This is a genomic window from Glutamicibacter sp. AOP12-B1-11 (assembly GCF_052379245.1).
GTDB lineage: Bacteria > Actinomycetota > Actinomycetes > Actinomycetales > Micrococcaceae > Glutamicibacter.
The window spans coordinates 1-17,791 of sequence record NZ_JBQSYL010000031.1 but is presented as its reverse complement, the minus strand read 5'-3'; the positions used below and the strand labels follow the sequence as shown (position 1 = coordinate 17,791).

Annotated in this window: 18 protein-coding genes; 12 read left to right on the top strand and 6 right to left on the bottom strand. The window is 61.6% G+C overall.

Going from position 1 to position 17,791, the window contains the following annotated elements; translation table 11 throughout:
* Position 1: 1 nt before the first annotated feature.
* A complete protein-coding gene (locus tag ACT3UQ_RS16380) occupies positions 2-958 on the top strand; it encodes an NUDIX hydrolase (protein ID WP_105568706.1) in 957 nt (318 codons plus the stop codon).
* A gap of 66 nt (positions 959-1,024) precedes the next feature.
* On the opposite strand, the gene ACT3UQ_RS16375 is transcribed toward ACT3UQ_RS16380, so the two are convergent.
* Positions 1,025-1,702: a Crp/Fnr family transcriptional regulator gene (locus ACT3UQ_RS16375; RefSeq protein WP_096257040.1), complete on the bottom strand. Its 678-nt coding sequence runs from the start codon at positions 1,700-1,702 to the stop codon at positions 1,025-1,027.
* Positions 1,703-1,905: 203 nt separating this feature from the next.
* Between ACT3UQ_RS16375 and ACT3UQ_RS16370 the strand changes: the two genes are divergently transcribed.
* Positions 1,906-3,096 (top strand): MarP family serine protease, encoded by a 1,191-nt coding sequence (locus ACT3UQ_RS16370; RefSeq protein ID WP_444637546.1) that lies wholly within the window; start codon positions 1,906-1,908, stop codon positions 3,094-3,096.
* On the opposite strand, the gene aroQ is transcribed toward ACT3UQ_RS16370, so the two are convergent.
* Positions 3,093-3,545, bottom strand: coding sequence for a type II 3-dehydroquinate dehydratase (gene aroQ, locus ACT3UQ_RS16365; protein ID WP_105553241.1), 453 nt, complete (start codon positions 3,543-3,545; stop codon positions 3,093-3,095). The two genes, ACT3UQ_RS16370 and aroQ, sit on opposite strands and share 4 nt — an antisense overlap.
* Positions 3,546-3,709: 164 nt before the next feature.
* Complete coding sequence (gene acs / locus ACT3UQ_RS16360) at positions 3,710-5,686, bottom strand: acetate--CoA ligase (protein ID WP_444637545.1); 1,977 nt, start codon at positions 5,684-5,686, stop codon at positions 3,710-3,712.
* A gap of 189 nt (positions 5,687-5,875) precedes the next feature.
* Between acs and nth the strand changes: the two genes are divergently transcribed.
* Positions 5,876-6,670 carry an endonuclease III gene (nth, locus tag ACT3UQ_RS16355; protein ID WP_258138269.1) on the top strand — a complete coding sequence of 265 codons (795 nt, stop codon included), beginning with the start codon at positions 5,876-5,878 and terminating at the stop codon, positions 6,668-6,670.
* A complete protein-coding gene (locus tag ACT3UQ_RS16350) occupies positions 6,667-7,344 on the top strand; it encodes an NUDIX hydrolase (RefSeq protein ID WP_444637544.1) in 678 nt (225 codons plus the stop codon). Before nth ends, ACT3UQ_RS16350 begins: the two co-directional genes overlap by 4 nt.
* Positions 7,345-7,348: 4 nt before the next feature.
* Here ACT3UQ_RS16350 and ACT3UQ_RS16345 read toward each other — a convergent pair whose 3' ends face one another.
* Positions 7,349-8,998, bottom strand: coding sequence for a bifunctional 3'-5' exonuclease/DNA polymerase (locus ACT3UQ_RS16345; protein ID WP_444637543.1), 1,650 nt, complete (start codon positions 8,996-8,998; stop codon positions 7,349-7,351).
* Positions 8,999-9,084: 86 nt separating this feature from the next.
* Here ACT3UQ_RS16345 and ACT3UQ_RS16340 point away from each other — a divergent pair, with 86 nt between their 5' ends.
* The 7 genes from ACT3UQ_RS16340 (at position 9,085) to ACT3UQ_RS16310 (ending at position 13,675) form a co-directional block, all read left to right on the top strand.
* Complete coding sequence (locus ACT3UQ_RS16340) at positions 9,085-10,203, top strand: hypothetical protein (RefSeq protein WP_444637542.1); 1,119 nt, start codon at positions 9,085-9,087, stop codon at positions 10,201-10,203.
* The gene (locus ACT3UQ_RS16335) at positions 10,200-11,432 is read left to right on the top strand and encodes a TadA family conjugal transfer-associated ATPase (RefSeq protein WP_105650058.1); all 1,233 of its coding nucleotides are present in this window, start codon (positions 10,200-10,202) and stop codon (positions 11,430-11,432) included. The genes ACT3UQ_RS16340 and ACT3UQ_RS16335 overlap by 4 nt, the downstream gene beginning before the upstream one ends.
* A gap of 141 nt (positions 11,433-11,573) precedes the next feature.
* Complete coding sequence (locus ACT3UQ_RS16330; RefSeq protein ID WP_181150393.1) at positions 11,574-12,125, top strand: type II secretion system F family protein; 552 nt, start codon at positions 11,574-11,576, stop codon at positions 12,123-12,125.
* On the top strand, positions 12,122-12,655 hold the full coding sequence (locus ACT3UQ_RS16325) for a type II secretion system F family protein (protein ID WP_105553234.1): 534 nt from the start codon (positions 12,122-12,124) through the stop codon (positions 12,653-12,655). The genes ACT3UQ_RS16330 and ACT3UQ_RS16325 overlap by 4 nt, the downstream gene beginning before the upstream one ends.
* Positions 12,656-12,767: 112 nt before the next feature.
* Entirely contained in the window at positions 12,768-12,950 is a 183-nt protein-coding gene (locus ACT3UQ_RS16320; protein ID WP_105553233.1) for a DUF4244 domain-containing protein, read from the top strand.
* Positions 12,951-12,953: 3 nt separating this feature from the next.
* Entirely contained in the window at positions 12,954-13,289 is a 336-nt protein-coding gene (locus ACT3UQ_RS16315; RefSeq protein WP_146114046.1) for a TadE family type IV pilus minor pilin, read from the top strand.
* Complete coding sequence (locus tag ACT3UQ_RS16310) at positions 13,286-13,675, top strand: Rv3654c family TadE-like protein (protein WP_105553231.1); 390 nt, start codon at positions 13,286-13,288, stop codon at positions 13,673-13,675. Before ACT3UQ_RS16315 ends, ACT3UQ_RS16310 begins: the two co-directional genes overlap by 4 nt.
* Here ACT3UQ_RS16310 and ACT3UQ_RS16305 read toward each other — a convergent pair.
* Both ACT3UQ_RS16305 and ACT3UQ_RS16300 read right to left on the bottom strand, forming a co-directional pair.
* The gene (locus ACT3UQ_RS16305) at positions 13,666-15,996 is read right to left on the bottom strand and encodes a DEAD/DEAH box helicase (RefSeq protein WP_105650054.1); all 2,331 of its coding nucleotides are present in this window, start codon (positions 15,994-15,996) and stop codon (positions 13,666-13,668) included. The genes ACT3UQ_RS16310 and ACT3UQ_RS16305 overlap by 10 nt on opposite strands.
* A gap of 91 nt (positions 15,997-16,087) precedes the next feature.
* Entirely contained in the window at positions 16,088-16,744 is a 657-nt protein-coding gene (locus tag ACT3UQ_RS16300; RefSeq protein WP_096283380.1) for a GNAT family N-acetyltransferase, read from the bottom strand.
* Between the two features lie 165 nt (positions 16,745-16,909).
* Here ACT3UQ_RS16300 and trhO point away from each other — a divergent pair.
* Positions 16,910-17,791 (top strand): oxygen-dependent tRNA uridine(34) hydroxylase TrhO (trhO, locus tag ACT3UQ_RS16295; RefSeq protein ID WP_444637557.1); only part of this gene is annotated, 882 nt, incomplete at its 3' end.

Here is a 17,791-nt window from a genome sequence, read left to right as displayed (position 1 = left end):
TGTGCGCCAAGGGCGGTCAAGTCCGTCCGCGACGCGCACCGGAGTTTCGCGTCGCCTCGTAGAACTCCCGCCGCATCAAATTCCAGCGGCGGAAAACTGGTTCACTTTCGGTTCGCGGACCCCGCGCACCGCACGCCGTGCTTCCTCGGTCTGCCTGGTTCAAGACGGGGTGCATGGAGTAGAAACGTTCCTGGGCTACCGCCCCGGCGAGTCCCCTCTCGGGAGTGTGGCTTTTCCCGGAGGCAGCGTCGAAGCGGGAGACCGCGTGGAGTACAAGTGGTTCGGCCCGAACCTTTCGCAGTGGTCCAAGCGCATGGACGTGTTGGACCAGCAGCTCGTTCGAGCCCATCTGGTGTGCGCCATCCGCGAACTTTTCGAAGAAACCGGGATCCTGCTGGCCGGAACCGACGAACAGTCGGTTGTCGAAATGAACGATCCCGAGGAATGGATGTCCGCCCGCGAAGCCATCGCCGGACAGGACCTGGCCTTCGAGGAATTTCTTCGCCGACGCGGGCTCGGCCTGCGCACCGACCTTCTGCGCCCGGTCAGCCACTGGCTGAGTCCCAACTTCGCCTTCCGGCGATTCGACACCTGGTACTTCACCGCAACGGTTCCCGTGCACCAGGAGCCCCGCCTGCTGCGCGCGAAGGGCAAATGGGCGCAATGGTGCAGCTCCGAGCAGATCATGGCCCAGCGAGCCACCAGCGAGCTGGGAGACCGCATTGGCCAGCCGAGCACCGTTGGCCTGAGGTTGTCGCAGATAACCAGCCCAGCGGTCGAGCAGATGCTGGAGCGGATGGCCGATGCCCACGGTGCGGTCGCCTACCTGTCGCGAGCGCGCACCTTGGATGTGCAGCATCCGGACCTGCTGGTGCGTGACGGAACCTATTATCTCGAAGTGCTTAGCGCGCTCGGGGTCGAATCGACGCGTCCTTGGCAGGCGGAACCGGGCCACTAGTCCAACGGTCAAAAGCAAAAGGCCGGACAACCCGCGAGGGTTGTCCGGCCTTTTGCTCAGCGGTGCTTAGCGCGAACGCTGACGCAGACGCTGGATGTCCAGGATCACGACGGCGCGGGCTTCCAGACGGAGCCAGCCGCGCTGCACGAACTCGGCCAGGGCCTTGTTCACGGTTTCGCGGGAGGCACCGACCAGCTGGGCTAGCTCTTCCTGGGTCAGCTCGTGAGCGACCAGGATGCCATCGGTGGCTGGGCGACCGAAACGGTCAGCGAGGTCCAATAGCGCCTTAGCCACACGGCCAGGAACATCGGAGAACACCAGATCGGCTAGGGATTCATTAGTGCGACGCAGACGCGCAGCCAAAGCCTGCAGCAACTGGATCGAGACCTCCGGGGAGTTCAGGATCGCCTTGCGCATGTTTTCATGGCTCAGACCAGCTAGTCGGGTCTCCGACACGGCGGTTGCGGTTGCGTTGCGCGGGTGTGGATCGAACAGCGCCATTTCGCCGAACAGTTCACCTGGGCCGAGCACGGCAATCAGGTTTTCACGTCCGTCGGCGGAAGTGCGTCCAAGCTTGATCTTGCCCGAGACGATGAAGTAGAGACGGTCACCCTGATCGCCTTCGCGGAACACTGATGCACCGCGAGACAGATCGACCTCGGTCAATTCTTCGGTTAGCGTGGCGAATACTTCATCACCAAGCGACGCGAAAAGCGGCGCGCGGCGCAGTACCTCGATATCCATTAAATCTCCTGTCAACAGTAGTAAGCGCTCACTTCATTGTGCCGTATTCGGTAACAATGTGACAGTTTCCACACGTGGTTTAACCAAGAAATGTTGAGAATCACGCTCGTCATACAAAAACTCGCGAATATTCTCGCAGAAATCCATCAGCTTCTAAGGGTACCTTGGGTTAATAGTAAGTTTGTGAATGAAGTGGGGTCTCGGTGCTCGGAGTATTCAGTTGGCTAGACGTTGCCATCTGTGTAGTTTTACTTTCATTTTTTATTGCCGGAATCCGTCGCGGCTTCCTCTATACGGTCGGCGACATGCTCGGGCTCATCGCCGGAGGCATTGCCGCATTCTTCGCCATTCCGCTGGTCTCGACCTTCGCCTCAAACCCCTGGTGGCGGGTCGCTCTGATGGTCGCCACGGCCGCCGTGCTGATCATTTTGGGCCAGGCCCTGGGCAGGGTAATCGCCACCCGCATCAGGCGCTGGATGAACTTCGATTTCCTGCGTGCCGCAGACGGTTTGGCCGGTGGCGTGCTTTCGGTTTTCATTACCGCCACAATCATCGGCGCACTGGCATTTTCCACGTCAAGCATGGGTATTCCGCGGCTTTCGAGCGAGATCGACAAGTCGAAAATGATCGCCTCGATCCGTGGGATGACACCCGAATTCGTGAACTCGGCAATCTCCTCGGCGCGTTCGGCGGTCATGGCCGAAACCATCCCCGCCCTGCTCGATCCCTTCGCCCCGCCGGTGCAGCCGGTCGAGGAAGGCGAATGGTCCGCCAACGACCTGCAGCGGGCCTCGGTGAGTTCGGTGGCAAAGATCTCCGGGACGGCCGTTCAATGCGGTGTGAACCTCACCGGTTCCGGCTTCGTCATCGACGACCAATTGGTGATGACCAATGCCCACGTGGTGGCAGGTTTGAGCGCGGCTACGGTGGAGGTCGAGGGTGATCAACTTCACCGCGGAAAAGTAGTTTATTTTGATCCGGAAGCCGATATCGCGGTGCTGCGTGTCGACGGGATGGAAGCGCAGCCTCTGGAGCTCGCCGACGAGAACCTGGGCCGCGGCGAGCAGGCTGCCTTCATCGGCTATCCTTCCGGCGGGCCGCTGCAGGTGCGCGGCGCGGTAGTCGCCTCACGCGCCACGGTGTCCATCGCCAATATCTATGGCGAGAACCCCGCCGCACTCTCGGTTTACCAGCTGACGGCCAAGGTGGCCCAAGGCAACTCCGGCGGTCCCATGGTCAACGATTCCGGCGAAGCGGTAGGCATGATCTTCGCCAAGTCGCGAGGCAATGACGAGGTGGGCTTCGCGCTGAGCCTCGAGGAGATCGAACGCGCGCTCAAGGCGGCCGGGGACCGCACCACCTCGATCAAGACCGGTGAATGCATCGGCGGCTAGCGGCCGAGGATATGCGCCAGCTGCTGGACCGCGAGCCGGTAGCCATTGGTCCCGGCGCCGATGATGATCGAGGCGGCCACGGGGGAGACGTAGGAGTGATGGCGGAATGCCTCACGCCGGTGCACGTTGGAAATATGGACCTCTATCACCGGCAGCGACACCCCGCTGAGCGCATCGGCGATGGCCACCGAGGTGTGCGTGTAGGCGCCCGGGTTGATGATGATGCCGGCTTTGGTCAGCCGCGCTTCGTGAATCGCATCGATGAGCACGCCCTCGTGGTTCGACTGGAAGGCCTCCACGGTGAGGTCGTATCCCGCCGCGGTGCGCTGCGCCAGCGCCTCGACATCGGCGAGCGTTTCATGGCCATAGATTTCGGGTTCGCGGGTTCCTAGCAGGTTCAGGTTCGGTCCGTTGAGTAACAAGATGGTGCGCGAAGCGTTTTCAGACATGGAAACAATCTAATACACCTCGCGTTTGCTCCGGCGCTTCATGAACGTTTATGCGCCAGCTAAAAACGAAACGGGCCGCCGCTGGCGCACTCCGTTGCCGGTTGAACCGGTTGGCGGTGGCGCAGGCGGCGGCCCGTGGATCCCGGCCTGGGGGCCGGAGCTCGCTACTTCTTCATCGACTGCGCGATCTGCGTCATCACGGTCGCGTCGGACAGCGTGGTCGCGTCTCCGACCTCGCGGCCCTCGGCCACGTCCTTGAGCAGGCGGCGCATGATCTTGCCCGAGCGGGTCTTGGGCAGCTCGGGGACCACCAGGATGTGGCGCGGCTTGGCGATCGGGCCGATGTCCTTGCCCACGTGGGCGCGCAGCGTGGCGACCACATCCTCGCCTTCGGGCGGTTCGGTCTGCAGGATCACGAACGCGACAACCGCCTCGCCGGTGGTCTCGTCCTTGGCGCCGACCACCGCGGCCTCGGCCACGTACGGGTGGGCGACCAGCGAAGACTCGATCTCGGTGGTGGACAGCCGGTGCCCGGACACGTTCATCACGTCATCCACCCGGCCCAGCAGCCAGATGTCGCCGTCCTCGTCTTTCTTGGCGCCGTCGCCGGCGAAGTACATGCCCTCGAAGCGGGACCAGTAGGTCTCCTTGTAGCGCTCCATGTCGCCCCAGATGCCGCGCAGCATGGCTGGCCACGGGTCGCGGATGACCAGGAAGCCGCCCTCGCCGTCGGCCACCGAAACGCCGGCCTCGTCGACCACGTCGATGCTGATCCCCGGCACGGCGACCTGCGCAGAGCCCGGCTTGGTGGCGGTCACCCCAGGCATCGGGGTGATCATATGCGCCCCGGTTTCGGTCTGCCACCAGGTGTCCACGATCGGGGTTGGGTGCTCCTTGCGCTCGCCGTTCTTGCCGTCGTTGGTGCCGATGACATCGCGGTACCACATCCAGGCTTCCGGGTTGATCGGTTCGCCGACCGAGCCGAGCACGCGCAGGCTGGAGAGGTCGTAGCCGTCGGGGATCTCGCGTCCCCATTTCATGAAGGTGCGGATCGCGGTCGGCGCGGTGTAGAGGATGGAGACCTTGTACTTCTCGATCAGTTCCCACCAGCGACCCTGATGCGGGGTGTCCGGGGTGCCTTCGTACATCACCTGGGTGGCGCCGTTGATCAGCGGGGCGTAGGTGACGTAGGAATGCCCGGTGACCCAGCCGATATCCGCGGTGCACCAGTACACATCGGTTTCCGGGTGCAGGTCGAAGGTGTCGCGGTGGGTGACCGCGCCCTGGGCCAGGAAGCCGCCGGTGGTGTGCACGATGCCCTTCGGCTTGCCGGTGGTGCCCGAGGTGTAGAGCACGAACAGCGGGTGCTCGGAATCGTGGGCTACCGCGGTGTGCTCGGTGGCGGCGGTGCCGACTACGTCATCCCACCACTTGTCCAGTGCACCGAATTCGGTTGGCTCGCCGTTGCGCTTGACCACCAGCACGTTTTCCACGGTGTGGCCGGGCTTTTCAAGGGCGGCGTCCACCGCAGGCTTCAGCGGCGACGGCTTTCCGCGGCGCCAGGTGCCGTCCGCGGTGACCACGAGCTTGGCGTCCGCGTCATCGATGCGGGAGCGCAGCGCGTCGGCGGAGAAACCGCCGAAGACCACCGAATGGATCGCGCCGATGCGCGCGCAGGCGAGCATGGTGATCACCGCTTCGGGGATCATCGGCAGGTAGACGGCCACCCGGTCGCCCTTGGCGACGCCCAAGGATTCGAAGGCGTTGGCCGCCTTCTTCACCTCTTCGGTCAGCTGCGCGTAGGTGTAGCTGCGGGTGTCTCCCGGCTCGCCTTCGAAATGAATGGCAACCCGTTCGCCCAGGCCGTTCTCCACGTGGCGGTCCAATGCGTTATAGGCCGCGTTGAGTTTGCCGCCGACGAACCACTTGGCCACCGGTGCTTCGGACCAATCCAAGGTCTCGGTGAAATCGGTGTCCCAAGTCAACACGCTCCGTGCCTGTTGCGCCCAGTAGCCCAACCGGTCTTCGCTTACTGCCGCGTACTGGCTCGCCGAGCCGATGGCTTGGTCGCTGAAGTCTTTGCTAGGGGCAAACGCACGAGTCTCATGCGATAGGTTGTCCAGGGTCTTGGAGTCACTCACCGGTGATCGCGTCCTTTCGGTTAAACAAAAATTACTCTGTGATCAAAGTTACACGCTCGAACGCCGAGCCTGTGGTTTGTGTCACTGACGGGGCCAGTAACGGGCATTTTGTGCGCCGAGCGGTCATTTCGACGCGGTGAAATGCAGGCAAACAGTGATATTTTCCCCGGCTCATGACACGATCATCTCGTGGCAGCAAAAGTGAAAGTTGAATCAGAGATCGGACTCAAACGGCGGGCACGGAAGATGCACCGCCTGTTGGCCGAGGCATACCCCTATGCGGTGGCCGAATTGGATTTCGAGAATCCCTTCGAGCTGCTGGTGGCAACGGTGCTCTCCGCGCAAACCACCGACGTCCGAGTCAATTCGATCACCCCACGGCTCTTCGCAAGGTATCCCGACGCGCTGGCGATGAGCCAGGCCGAACGCGGGGCACTTGAAGAACTGATCCGGCCCACCGGATTTTTCCGCGCCAAGACAGATTCCCTGCTGGGGCTTTCGGCAGCGCTGGTGGAACGCCACGGCGGCCAGGTCCCTGCACGGCTCGAAGATCTGGTTAAACTTGCCGGGGTGGGGCGGAAGACCGCGAATGTGGTGTTGGGAAACGCCTTCGGCGTCCCGGGCATCACCGTGGACACGCACTTCGGCCGGCTCGCCAACCGCTTTGGCTGGACCGCGGAAACCGACCCGGTTAAAGTTGAGCACGCCGTGGGCGAATTATTCGAAAAGCGCGACTGGACCATGCTCAGCCATCGCGTGGTCTTTCACGGGCGCCGAGTCTGCCATGCCCGCAAGCCGGCCTGTGGCGCCTGCGTCTTGGCAAAGCTCTGCCCGTCCTCCGGGATTGGCGAGGAGATTCCGGCGAAGGCACAGAAATTGCTGAAGTATGAGCTCGCTCCGGGACGCGAAGAATTGCTGCAGAAAATGCTCGAGGGGTCCACCCGCCGGGAACTGCGTGCCGAAGGATACGGACTGGACGCATGAGTGCACGTGCCGAGCTGGAAAAAGTCATCGCCACGCATGCCCAAAAAATGGGCTCTACGGTAAAACTTCCGAAACACTGGGTTTTCAACCAGATGGACGCCAACAGCGTGCGCAAGGCGGCGGTGCTCATCTTATTCGGGTCGGCCACCGGGCGGGGCGTGCACGAGGCGGCCAAGCCCGAGGAGCTAGACCTGCTTTTTGTGGAGCGCGCCTCCACGCTGCGCAAACATGCCGGGCAGATCGCCTTCCCCGGCGGCGGGATAGACCCCGACGATGGTTCGGCGAGCGCTGCGGCACTGCGTGAGGCGTGGGAAGAAACCGGGGTTGATATTTCAGGGATTGAAGTACTTGGCCAATTGACCGAAACCGAGCTTCCGGTCTCTAGCTTCTTGGTCACCCCCGTGGTGGGCTGGTGGCACACCGAATCCAGGTTCTATGCGGCGGATCTGCGCGAAAGCTCGGATGTCTTTCGGGCGCCGGTAACGCACCTGCTCGATCCGCATAACCGGCTGACCGCGGTGGTGCAGCGCGGTGCGCAACGCTTCAAATCCCCGGCCTTCGAATACGAGGGACACCTGATCTGGGGATTCACCGCGATTGTGATCGATCGTTTATTTGCCGAGTTGGGCTGGAACAAACCTTGGAACGCGCAACGCGAAATCAAGCTGAAGTAAGCGGCTATTTGCCTTCGGAATAGTTCTGCGAGATAGCGACGCTGACCGGAAAATTTGGGCTGTGCTCGCCAAAGAGCGTGCGTCCGGCGAGCAGCGCCGCGTGGCGCACCAACTCACCGAGGCGATCGGCCAGTTCTACCGGGCACTCGAAAACGACCTCGTCGTGAACGAAAAACACCTGCTGGCAGGACTGGGCCCATCCGGCCTGGCGAATCAGGTGACGGGCATGGCCCATCCACACCAACGCCCACTCGGCGGCGGTTGACTGCACCACGAAATTTCGGGTGAACCTGCCACGCGACCGTGCCGCGGCATCGGCGGCTCGTTGCCCGGCCTCATCTTGGGTAGCTCGCTGGGCTTGCACCCAACCTTCATCTGCCGGTGGGCAGCCGCGGCCTAGCCAGCTTTGAACTCCTTCGCCGCGCTCGCCTGCTTTCGCAGCCTGATCCACATACGCCATGGCCTGCGGGAAGTTTTTCTTCAAGGCCACGCCCACCGCACCGGAGGTGCCGCCACCGCCGCCGTAGATGACCGAGAGCATTCCCAATTTAGCCTCGTTGCGGTCCGAGACGAGCCTGGCATCGATGAGCCACTGATAAAGGTCATCTTGCTGGCCCGCCTCTTGGAGCCGACGATCTTGGGAGATCGCGGCGAGAATGCGTGGCTCGAGCTGCCGGCCGTCGGCAATGACGAAGGTGCGTCCTGCGGCGGTGCGCACCACCTGGCGGATCGAATGGGGCAGCTGCAGGGCTCCGCCGCCGCTGGCGGCCCAGCGCCCGGAGGCGACGGTGCCCAAAACGTAATGCGGGTGGAACCGCCCGTTCTTGACCCATTGGTCAAGCCAGGCGTCCCCGTGCGTGCTGGCCAGCCGGGAAAGCTTCTTGTATTCGAGGACCTGCTCGATGAGCGGATCCTTGAGCTGTTCCAGCTCCCAGGCCCGCACCGACTGGACTGAAAAACCTGCCCGGTGCAGGGCACGCAGGAGTTCGTGCGGGGAATCCGGGTTCAGCCCGGGCCACCGCAAGGCCTGTCCGAGGGCCTCGGCGAGGTGGGCGAGTTTGGCCGGACGCACCCCTTCGCCGACCGCAGGGCCAAGCTTCTCACGCAGCAGCGCACGGTGATCTGCCTCGTTCCAGGCAAGCCCGGCATGCTCCATTTCGCAGGCTACGAGCGCACCGACCGACTCGGCATGAATGAGCAATTCAAGCTTTCGGCGCGCTGCCGGCTCTTCGGGCAGAGCCTGGCGTTGGCGCACATACATGGCCACGACTTCGTCCAGGCTTTCCCCGTTGACGGGTGTCTCGAATAAGGCGTCTTGATTGGGCCTGGCCATTGGGCTGTGCGGGTTTTCCAGATCGATGTCATCCAGTTGCTGCGCGCTCAGTGGGCTGCGGTGCAGGATTCGCTGCGTGAGCGAAAGCACGTGCGCCTTGGCAATGAAGACTCCCGCTGCCAGCAAGGAGGGCATCCAGTCCGCGGTGCGCAGCATGACCCAGCGTGGGGCATGTTCGTCTTCAATAGTGCGAACAGCCGCCGGGAACTGGGCTTTGGACACCGGGCGGCCCGGGAATACTGGCTTGCCACTTAGTGCGTGGCGAAGTTCGAGGATGGCGTAGCCTTCGGGGTCAGCGGCGATAAAGGCAAGCATGCTCATTGTTCTATTGTGCATTGAAGACGGACAATATCCCCAGCTTGCCAAGCATCGGCTCGGCAGCAGCGAAACGATGGCACCGTTCAACTATGAATTGGTTATCTTTTCCCAGCTCCGGCTCACCGCCGGTGAAGATCGATGGGCGGTTTGTGGCAACCGAACAAGCCTGCGATGCGCCGAGCTCGGCCGCGGTAGGCCCTGAGCGCCTCTGGGGCGCTGGCGAACTAGCCTGCACCCTGGTCAGCAACGACGAGCGGCTTGTCGAAAGCTGTGCGCTCATCGCCTTGGGGGCGGCCGTGCGCATACACCAATGTGCCGAGCTCAAGGATCTGCCGGCTCCCGGGAACGGCCCGGTGCTCTGGGGCGCGGATATGGCGGGCGAAGCACTGGCATTCCCCGGACTCTGCGACGTTGTCCTCGGCTTTGAAGAAGACGACCAGCAGCTGTGGTCGGTGGCCAGCCAGATCCCGCGTGCCAGAGTGGCCATCTTGCCCAGGGCGCAGCAATGGTTGGGGGAGTACCTCGGACTTTGGGGAATGCGCGCAGGCCAGGCGCATTGTCTTTCCCTAGGCTCCCTCGCCGGCGGCTTGGGTACCAGTACCTTGGCGGCGCTCGTTGCCCACGCGGGCACGCTGTGCGGATTGAAGAGCCTGCTGATCGATCTGGATCCCCATTCCACCGGATTGTGGCCGCGGGTGACGCTCGATCCGCCCACGGGAATCGGCTGGGAAGAGCTGTGCCGCTCCGGCGGCGCATTGGCACCGCACCAGCTGGTGGATACCTTGCCAACGGTGCGAGACACCGCGGTTTTGACTTGGTCGCCCAGCGCCGCACCCAGCGAGCTGGATGAACAACTGGTGGTGCGATTATTGGCGGCGGCCAGGCAAGGCTTCGACCTGCTAGTGGTCGATACCGGACGCGCGGTGCACCCGCAGCGTGCGGTGCTTGAGCAATTCGTTGACCGGCAGGTCTTGACCTGTGAAGATACCGGCAAGCCACCGGTCGAAGCGCATATCCGCTGCGGTCCAAGGAACCTGCGAAATTCGAATACTGCGACGGGACAGTATCTAGGGCATTTTCCGAGCTTGCCGAGGATCTCCCGGGCGATACAACGCGGCGTGCTCTTTGACGCGCTGCGCTCTCGAAAAGTCCGCCATGCGCTAGCGGACCTGCGGCTCCTGCCAGAATCCGAGGGGAACAAGAGATGAGCACGGGCAAACACAGTGCGCAAGGTGTGGGGCACACAACGCGTCGCGAAGTCGATGAACGCATCCTCGAATCGGTGCGTCAGCGGGCGATGGCCACCGGTGGGCAACTCGACGCGGTAGCCCTCGCCGGGGCCGTACAGGATTCTGGGGCCGCCTTAGGCGCCTCGGGAGCCGCCGAATCATTAAAAGCACTGCAAGACGAAGTCGCCGGACTATCGGTACTCGAACCATTCGCCCAACAACCCGAGGTGACCGATGTCCTGGTTGACGGGCAGGGCAGGGTGTGGACCGACTCGCCTCGCGGATTGGAACCCACCGAATACGTCTTCGGGTCGGCCGAACAGGTCCGCAGGCTGGCCGTCCACCTAGCCTCGCTAGCTGGACGAAGATTAGACGATGCAAGCCCATTTATGGACATGAGCTTGAAACACTACCGAGTCCACGCGGTGCTCCCGCCGATTGCAACGCAGGGGCCGCTGATCTCGATCCGTGTTAAGAAAACCAAGCCCTTGGACCTCGCCGGGGTACTGGAACACGCCGCGTGCTGGTGGCATCCGTTGCTTGCAGAGATCATGGAAAGGGAACTGAATTTTCTCGTCACCGGAGGCACCGGCAGCGGCAAGACCACCCTGCTTCAGGCAATGCTCTCGCTGGCTCACGAGGGTCAACGCATCATTGTCGTGGAAGACTCCCAGGAGCTCCACGTCACCCACCAACATGTGGTCGGCATGCAGACCCGTGCGGCTAATGTTGAAGCGGCCGGCAACATCGAACTGCGCGATCTGGTGGTTCAAGCACTTCGGATGCGACCGGATCGGTTGATCGTCGGGGAGTGCCGAGGGGCAGAGATCCGAGATTTCTTGGCCGCAATGAATACCGGCCATCAAGGTGCTGCCGGAACTCTGCACGCCAATAGCCCCGAAGCGGTTCCCGCCCGCCTGGCAGCTCTCGGCGCGCTAGCCGGATGGAACCTCCAAGCGACAGCCCTGCAGGCGACCAGCGCGCTTGACCTTATTATTCACATGGCGCGCGGAGAGCAGGGGCAACGCGGTCCGGTGGCCCTAGGCATCCTGAACTCCGCGGGAGACGGGCAAATGAGCGTGATCACGGCGATCGACAGCAATCGGCACGCACCCCTGGACCGGGCTTCGTTGCCGATTCTTGAACAGAAACTCGGTCATGCAACTATCAGGGCGCTCGCCGAGCAGATGGCCCAAAGCGAAGGCTGAACGGCGATGTTGATTCTCCTGTTAAGCGCAGTGGCACTCTGGCTTTGGTTCCCTGGCACGGCTAAAAACGAAACGGGCGCTCGTCCCTGGCAGAAGCACGGTATTTTCGGGTCCACGCGACGGCCGGATGAGCCGAAGCATATGTTGGCCGAAGATGCCCGCACGATTCGCGAACTTGCCGCCTTGGTGCGCAGCGGACTCACTTTCTACCCCGCCGTTGATGCATTGCTGGCCGCCGAACACAGCCAGTGTCCGGTGCACCAGGCGCTTCACCAATTACGCGCCACGCACCGGCTGGGTGCTAGGAGCCCTTCGCCAACCGAACCGACGGCGAACAGCGCGCATCCCTCGTCGGTGCATCGAATGCATTGGTGCTTGCGGGTTTCCGAGCGCAGCGGCGCAAGCCTTGCGGAGGTGCTGGAACGGTTGGCCGATGATTTGGAAGCCGACCTGGTCGCAACGCAAGCATTCGACGCCGCCATGGCCGGCCCCAAGGCAACGGCCAAGTTGCTGACCTGGCTGCCACTGGTTGGGTTCGGCGCCGGGATTCTTCTAGGCATTGACGTGCCAGGTGCCCTAGCCACCTCGTGGGCGGCGCAGCTAAGCGTGGTCCTCGGGATGGCGTTGTGGCTGCTCAATCGGCTGTGGTGCAGGTACCTGCTGCGCACCACTACTCGGCAGGCGCTGCAATGACGTTCTTCGCGTTGTGCTGTGCGGTTGCCGCGGTCTTGCTGGCTATTTCTAGCCACGAGAGGCACGAAAGAACGCTGAGCATCAAGCGTCCGCAAGCCAAGGCCGTCGACATCCAGATTCAGCCTGTCGAGCTGATTCTGGATGTCAGCGCAAGCTTGTTGGATTCGGGGATGCCCATTAAAGACATTTTGGACACGCTGGGTCGCGGCGTCCCGCAAGGCGCACAGCTCTGCACCGTCGCACGATGCTTGGAAATGAACATGGAGTGGGATAAAGCCTGGCACTCGGCACCGGATTGGTTGCGGCCACTTGAAAAGGCTTTGCGCTTCGCTCATGTCACCGGAGCCCCGGCGGCGAGCTTGCTGCGCAATGCGGCAGCGCTGCAACGTCGCGAACGCAGCCAAAGAGTCGCAAGGCTGGGCGCGCAATTCGGTACCAGGCTGGTGCTTCCCTTGGGCGCCTGCGCCTTGCCAGCATTCATTGCCTTAGGCGTGGTGCCGCTGATTATTGCCTTGTTGCCGGGGCTCTGAACGAGTAATCCCCAGCTTGAAAGGAACCTAATCCGTGAAACGTTCAGGTGGCTCAAGCTGAAGGCACCAGCCCAAATTATTTCGCATTTGGGAAACAACGAAAGGAAAAATCATGAAACGTATGGAAGCTATGATTTCCGAGCGTCTTGCTGACGAAGAGGGCTCAACCACCGCAGAATTCGCTATGGTCACTCTGGCCGCCGTAGCCTTCGCCGGATTGCTGATCAGCATCCTGTCCAGTGGGGATGTGCGTGGCATGCTGATGGGACTTATCAGCAAGGCCCTGTCGCTGTAGGCAATGAACTTCAACGATGAGAGAGGTAGCAGCACGGCGGAATTCGCGGTGCTGCTACCGGCTGTTGCCGTGTTTTTATCCTTACTGTTGTGCTTTGGAGTGTTGGGTATGAAGCAGATCCAAGTGCAGCAGGCTGCCGCTGCCATGGCCAGAGAACTGGCACGCGGAGAAGAAAGCTCGGTAGTGCATTCAAGCGGGGTCAGGCTCGCCGGAGATGACGCGACATATGCGATTTCACGGGGTGGGGGATTCTCCGAAGTTCATGTCAGCAAGTCTGTGCGCATTCCACTGCTTGGACCCGTACAGGTCCATGGCGAAGCGAGCGTGGCGCTGGAATGAGACTACCAACCAGTGCAAGAGGCGAACGCGGCAATGGAACGGTGACGGCCACCGCGTTAGTGGCGGTGGCACTGATCCTGGCCTCGGCGGTGCTCCTTTGGACGGCCGCGACCCATGCATCGATGCGAGCGGCGGCTGCCGCCGATTTGGCGGCGCTAGCCGCCGCAGATACCGCTAGAGGTCTACGCGCCGGGGACCCCTGCGAGATCGCCCGAAGCGTATCGGCGGCCAACGAAGCCGAACTTGAGCAATGTGCCGTGGAGGACGGAGGAACCTCTGTGCGTGTAACCGTCAGTGTGCCGGTGACCTTCGTCGCCCTTGAGGTGAAGCTGCACGCGGCTACGGCGCGAGCCCGGGCCGGTGCACCGCCCTTAGATCAGCGATGATGGGCAGGCTCAATATCCTGCAGCACGGTGCTCAGCAGAAGTATGGCACCGCTTTTGTCCAATGGGTTATTGCGGTTTCCGCACTTCGGTGACTGCACGCAGCTGGGGCACCCGTGGGCGCATTCGCACGATTGGATGGCGTCTCGGGTAGCTCGCACCCAATCTAGGAAACGCTCGAAACCACGCTCGGCGAATCCGGCTCCCCCCGGCTGGGCGTCATAAACGAAGATGGAGGGGTGGCCGGTGTCCATATGAAGGGCCGTAGACACCCCGCCAATATCCCAGCGGTCCGAGGTCGCGACCAGGGGAAGCAGCCCGATCATCGCATGTTCGGCCGCATGCAATGCCCCCGGGAACTGATCCACGGTGAGCCCGGCACCCAGTAGCCGCTGTTCGGTGAGCGTGAACCACACAGATTTTGTATGGAGTTCACGAGCTTCCAGCTCCAGAGGTTCCTCGGAGAGCACCTCGTTGGAGGCTACCGATTTGCGTTGGAACGAGACCACCTGAGTGGTGACGGTGACCTCGCCGAAAAATATACCGAGTTCCTGATGTTTGCTACTGCGCTCTTGGGAATGGACCTCTACCGTTGTCAGGTCGCGGGCGTTGGTGTAATAATCCGGATTGACTCGACTGACCACGACCACATGATTTTGTTCGTCGAGTTCTTCAACGTGGTAGCTGGCTCCTTGATGCACGTAAATGGCTCCGGGGTGTGCCTGATAATGTGTTTGCGGCGAATCCATGGTTCCAAGCAGCGCTCCGGTTTCGGCGTCGATAATGTCGACCGGGCCACCGCCGTCTGCCCGAATGGAGAACATCGAGGCGGCGTGTTGCGGATGGGTCCAGAACCATCCGGCCGGCCTACGGCGCAAGTAGCCGCGCTGCACCAAGGAGTCCAGCAACTCTTCGGTCTGCGGGCCAAAAAGAGCTAATTCTTCGGGCCGCAACGGGTGTTCCTGGGCGGCTGCGCACAGGTGGCCGCTGAGTACGTATTTATTATGCGGGTCAAAGACCGTCGCTTCGACTCCGAGTTCAAATATTGCCTCGGGATGGTGCACCAGATAGGTGTCGAGCGGGTCTTCGGCGGCGACAAATATGGCAAGCGCATCTTGTCCGCTTCTTCCGGCACGGCCGATCTGTTGGAAGAATGAAGCGCGCGTTCCGGGCCATCCGGCGACCACCACCGCGTCCAACCCGGCGATGTCGATGCCAAGCTCCAATGCGGATGTCGAGGTCACTCCCAATAATTGGCCGGAGCGCAATTGTTTTTCAACTTCGCGGCGTTCGGCCGGCAGGTATCCTGATCGATAGGCCGCCAAGCGGACGCTGAGTTCTGGAGCGAACTTTTCCAAATGCTTGCGCGTGAGTGCCGCAATGGTCTCTGCGCCGCGGCGGGATTTGATGAACACGATGCTGCGCACATGGTCCGCCATTAGGTCGGTAAGGATTGAGGCGCTCTCTGCGATCGCCGTGCGACGTAGCGGGGCACCATTTTCACCAGTCCGGTCGGTCAAGGGCGGTTCCCACAGTCCGATGACTAGTTCCCCCGAAGCGGAGAAATCGTGGGTAACAGCCTGCGCCGGGGCGCCGATGAGCCTCGAGAAGGATTCTTCCGGGTCCGAGCTGGTTGCCGAGGCGCCGATGAAGACCGGGTCGTTTCCGTAGTGGGCGCAGATGCGCCGCAGCCGGCGCATCAAGTTTGCGACGTGGGCACCAAAAACTCCGCGATATGAATGCGCCTCGTCGATGACCACGTAGCGCAACCGTTTGAAGAAACGCGACCAGGCCTGATGGTTGGACAGGATGCCACGATGGAGCATATCCGGGTTGGTGAAGACAAAGTTCGCGTGTTGCCTGACCCAGCTGCGGGTTCCTTGGTCGGTGTCGCCGTCATAGCTAGAGGCCCGAACGCCTGGCACCTTCAAAGCCTGCACCGAAGCCAACTGGTCTGCCGCCAAGGCCTTGGTGGGGCAGATGTACAAGACGGCCCCTTGGGCCTCGGCATCATTGGGGCCGGTCTCTCGGGTGCGGTAGAGCAGGTCAATACTTGGCATGAGATATGCCAAAGATTTGCCGGAGGCCGTGCCGGTAGAAATGATCGTGTGGTTTCCCGCATGAACGGATTCCGCGGCTTGCACCTGGTGCAGCCAGGGCCGCTGAATGCCTAGTTCCTCAAAGGTTTGCCGGACCGCGTCGTGGATCCAGGTCGGCCATGGCGCGGTGATCTCATCTTTCGCGGCCACCGACTTGCGATGGATGACCGCTTCGGGATCGTTTTGCCGATTGAACGGATCCAGCAACGCGCGCACGGACTTCACGTCTAGAGCCTCTCTGAGCAACGGTGGGTAGTTAAAAGCTTATCGCCGTCGAAAATAATTCCGACGGCGATCAGCGAAGAAATGGTGGCGGTTAGCCTTTGAACAGGACAACCTTGCCTAGCGAGGTCCAGCCCAAGGAAGCGTAGAGCTGCTGGCCGTCAACGGAGGCGATGAGCAGGCCCTCGTCCACATCGTGCTCTTGGGCCAGTGAGGCAAGCGCGCGCATGATCAAAGTTCCAAGACCCTGACGACGGAAATCTGTACCGGTAATGATGCGGTCGAAGATCGCGAATCCGGCGACTGCCGAGACGTGGCCGGAAGCGGCTACGATCTCCTGATTGTCTTCTGGATGCAGCGAAACATAGGCATGGGTGCCGTCGCGTTCGATCTGGAAGACGAAGCCATCTGCGGGCAAAGGTACTTCGACGTCGTGCACGGCTAATTCGGTGACCATGAGGACTTCATCGTCTGCGGACACCTGAAGGCCAACCTCGCTGGCGGTGCGCAGCAGTCCCTCGATCGAGTCATCGAATGCGGTGAGACGGCGCTTTGGATGCTTTTTAAGCGTCTCGGCGACCGCTGCGAGCTCTTCCTTGGAAGGCTCATAAATAACGTATTCCCAGTCCCCGGTCGTATCGTGACGGAGGGCCGCGTGGACTCGCCCCTCATGGCGGGTCTCGTATCCACGGACGCCTGCCCAGCCGTCTACCCAGGTACCAATCAGTTCATCGCTTGCGTTTGATGCCATGTTTTGACCCTACCCTGTCTCACCTAGGAATTAGCTGACGTTGAGCTAATCGTTGCTTACTTGAAACTATAGTCAATGCTGATACCCGGACAATGGTCGAGACCGAGAATGTGACTTTGCTCTTTTGCGCGGCGATTTGTGCCGAAAAGCTACTACCCTTATATGGTGGCCATTCATCGCATCGTTTTGTATTACGCATTTACTCCGCTTCCCGACCCGGAAGCCGTCCGCTTGTGGCAGCGTTCGCTGCTGGAACGCTGGGGCTTGCGCGGTCGAATTATCATCTCCAAGGACGGCATCAACGGGACCGTTGGCGGCGAGATTTCTGCCGTCAAGAAATACGTGAAGGCTACCCGCGAGTTCCCTCCATTCACAAAGATGGATATTAAGTGGTCCGTGGGCTCGGCCGAAGACTTCCCGCGTATATCCGTCAAGGTCCGTGACGAAATTGTCACGTTCGGCGCCCCGGGCGAGATCGAGATCGACGAGAACGGTGTGGTCGGCGGCGGGGTCCACCTGCGTCCCGAGCAGCTCCACGAACTGGTCGAAACGAAGGAGAAGGTTGGGGAGAAGATTCACTTCTTCGATGGCCGAAACGCGTTCGAAGCCCAGATCGGCAAGTTCAAGGACGCGATCGTTCCGGCGGTGGAAACCACCCGCGAGTTCATGGATGAACTCGATTCGGGAAAGTACGACCACCTGAAAGATCAGCCGATCGTCACCTACTGCACCGGTGGTATTCGCTGCGAGGTGCTCTCCGCGCTGATGGTCAAGCGCGGTTTCCAAGAGGTTTACCAGATGCAGGGCGGAATCGTCCGCTACGGCGAACAGTACGGTGACAAGGGCCTGTGGGAAGGTTCCCTGTATGTCTTCGACAAGCGCATGCACACCGAATTCTCCGAGGATGCGGTGACCATCGGCGAATGCGTCGGTTGCCAGGGGCCCACGAACAAGTTCGAGAATTGCGCGAACCCGACATGCCGCAACCTGCGTCTCTTCTGTGAAGACTGCGCCAAGGATGAAGAATTGCGCCGGTGCCCAGACTGC

What these genes read in the sequence shown, in the direction of transcription:
- ACT3UQ_RS16335 (WP_105650058.1), top strand. Translation starts at nt 10,200, where the DNA reads ATGAGCACGGGCAAACACAGTGCGCAAGGTGTGGGGCACACAACGCGT.
- ACT3UQ_RS16375 (WP_096257040.1), bottom strand. Translation starts at nt 1,702, where the DNA reads ATGGATATCGAGGTACTGCGCCGCGCGCCGCTTTTCGCGTCGCTTGGT.
- ACT3UQ_RS16350 (WP_444637544.1), top strand. Translation starts at nt 6,667, where the DNA reads ATGAGTGCACGTGCCGAGCTGGAAAAAGTCATCGCCACGCATGCCCAA.
- ACT3UQ_RS16325 (WP_105553234.1), top strand. Translation starts at nt 12,122, where the DNA reads ATGACGTTCTTCGCGTTGTGCTGTGCGGTTGCCGCGGTCTTGCTGGCT.
- aroQ (WP_105553241.1), bottom strand. Translation starts at nt 3,545, where the DNA reads ATGTCTGAAAACGCTTCGCGCACCATCTTGTTACTCAACGGACCGAAC.
- ACT3UQ_RS16340 (WP_444637542.1), top strand. Translation starts at nt 9,085, where the DNA reads ATGAATTGGTTATCTTTTCCCAGCTCCGGCTCACCGCCGGTGAAGATC.
- ACT3UQ_RS16315 (WP_146114046.1), top strand. Translation starts at nt 12,954, where the DNA reads ATGAACTTCAACGATGAGAGAGGTAGCAGCACGGCGGAATTCGCGGTG.
- ACT3UQ_RS16300 (WP_096283380.1), bottom strand. Translation starts at nt 16,744, where the DNA reads ATGGCATCAAACGCAAGCGATGAACTGATTGGTACCTGGGTAGACGGC.
- ACT3UQ_RS16345 (WP_444637543.1), bottom strand. Translation starts at nt 8,998, where the DNA reads ATGAGCATGCTTGCCTTTATCGCCGCTGACCCCGAAGGCTACGCCATC.
- ACT3UQ_RS16310 (WP_105553231.1), top strand. Translation starts at nt 13,286, where the DNA reads ATGAGACTACCAACCAGTGCAAGAGGCGAACGCGGCAATGGAACGGTG.
- ACT3UQ_RS16330 (WP_181150393.1), top strand. Translation starts at nt 11,574, where the DNA reads ATGTTGGCCGAAGATGCCCGCACGATTCGCGAACTTGCCGCCTTGGTG.
- ACT3UQ_RS16320 (WP_105553233.1), top strand. Translation starts at nt 12,768, where the DNA reads ATGAAACGTATGGAAGCTATGATTTCCGAGCGTCTTGCTGACGAAGAG.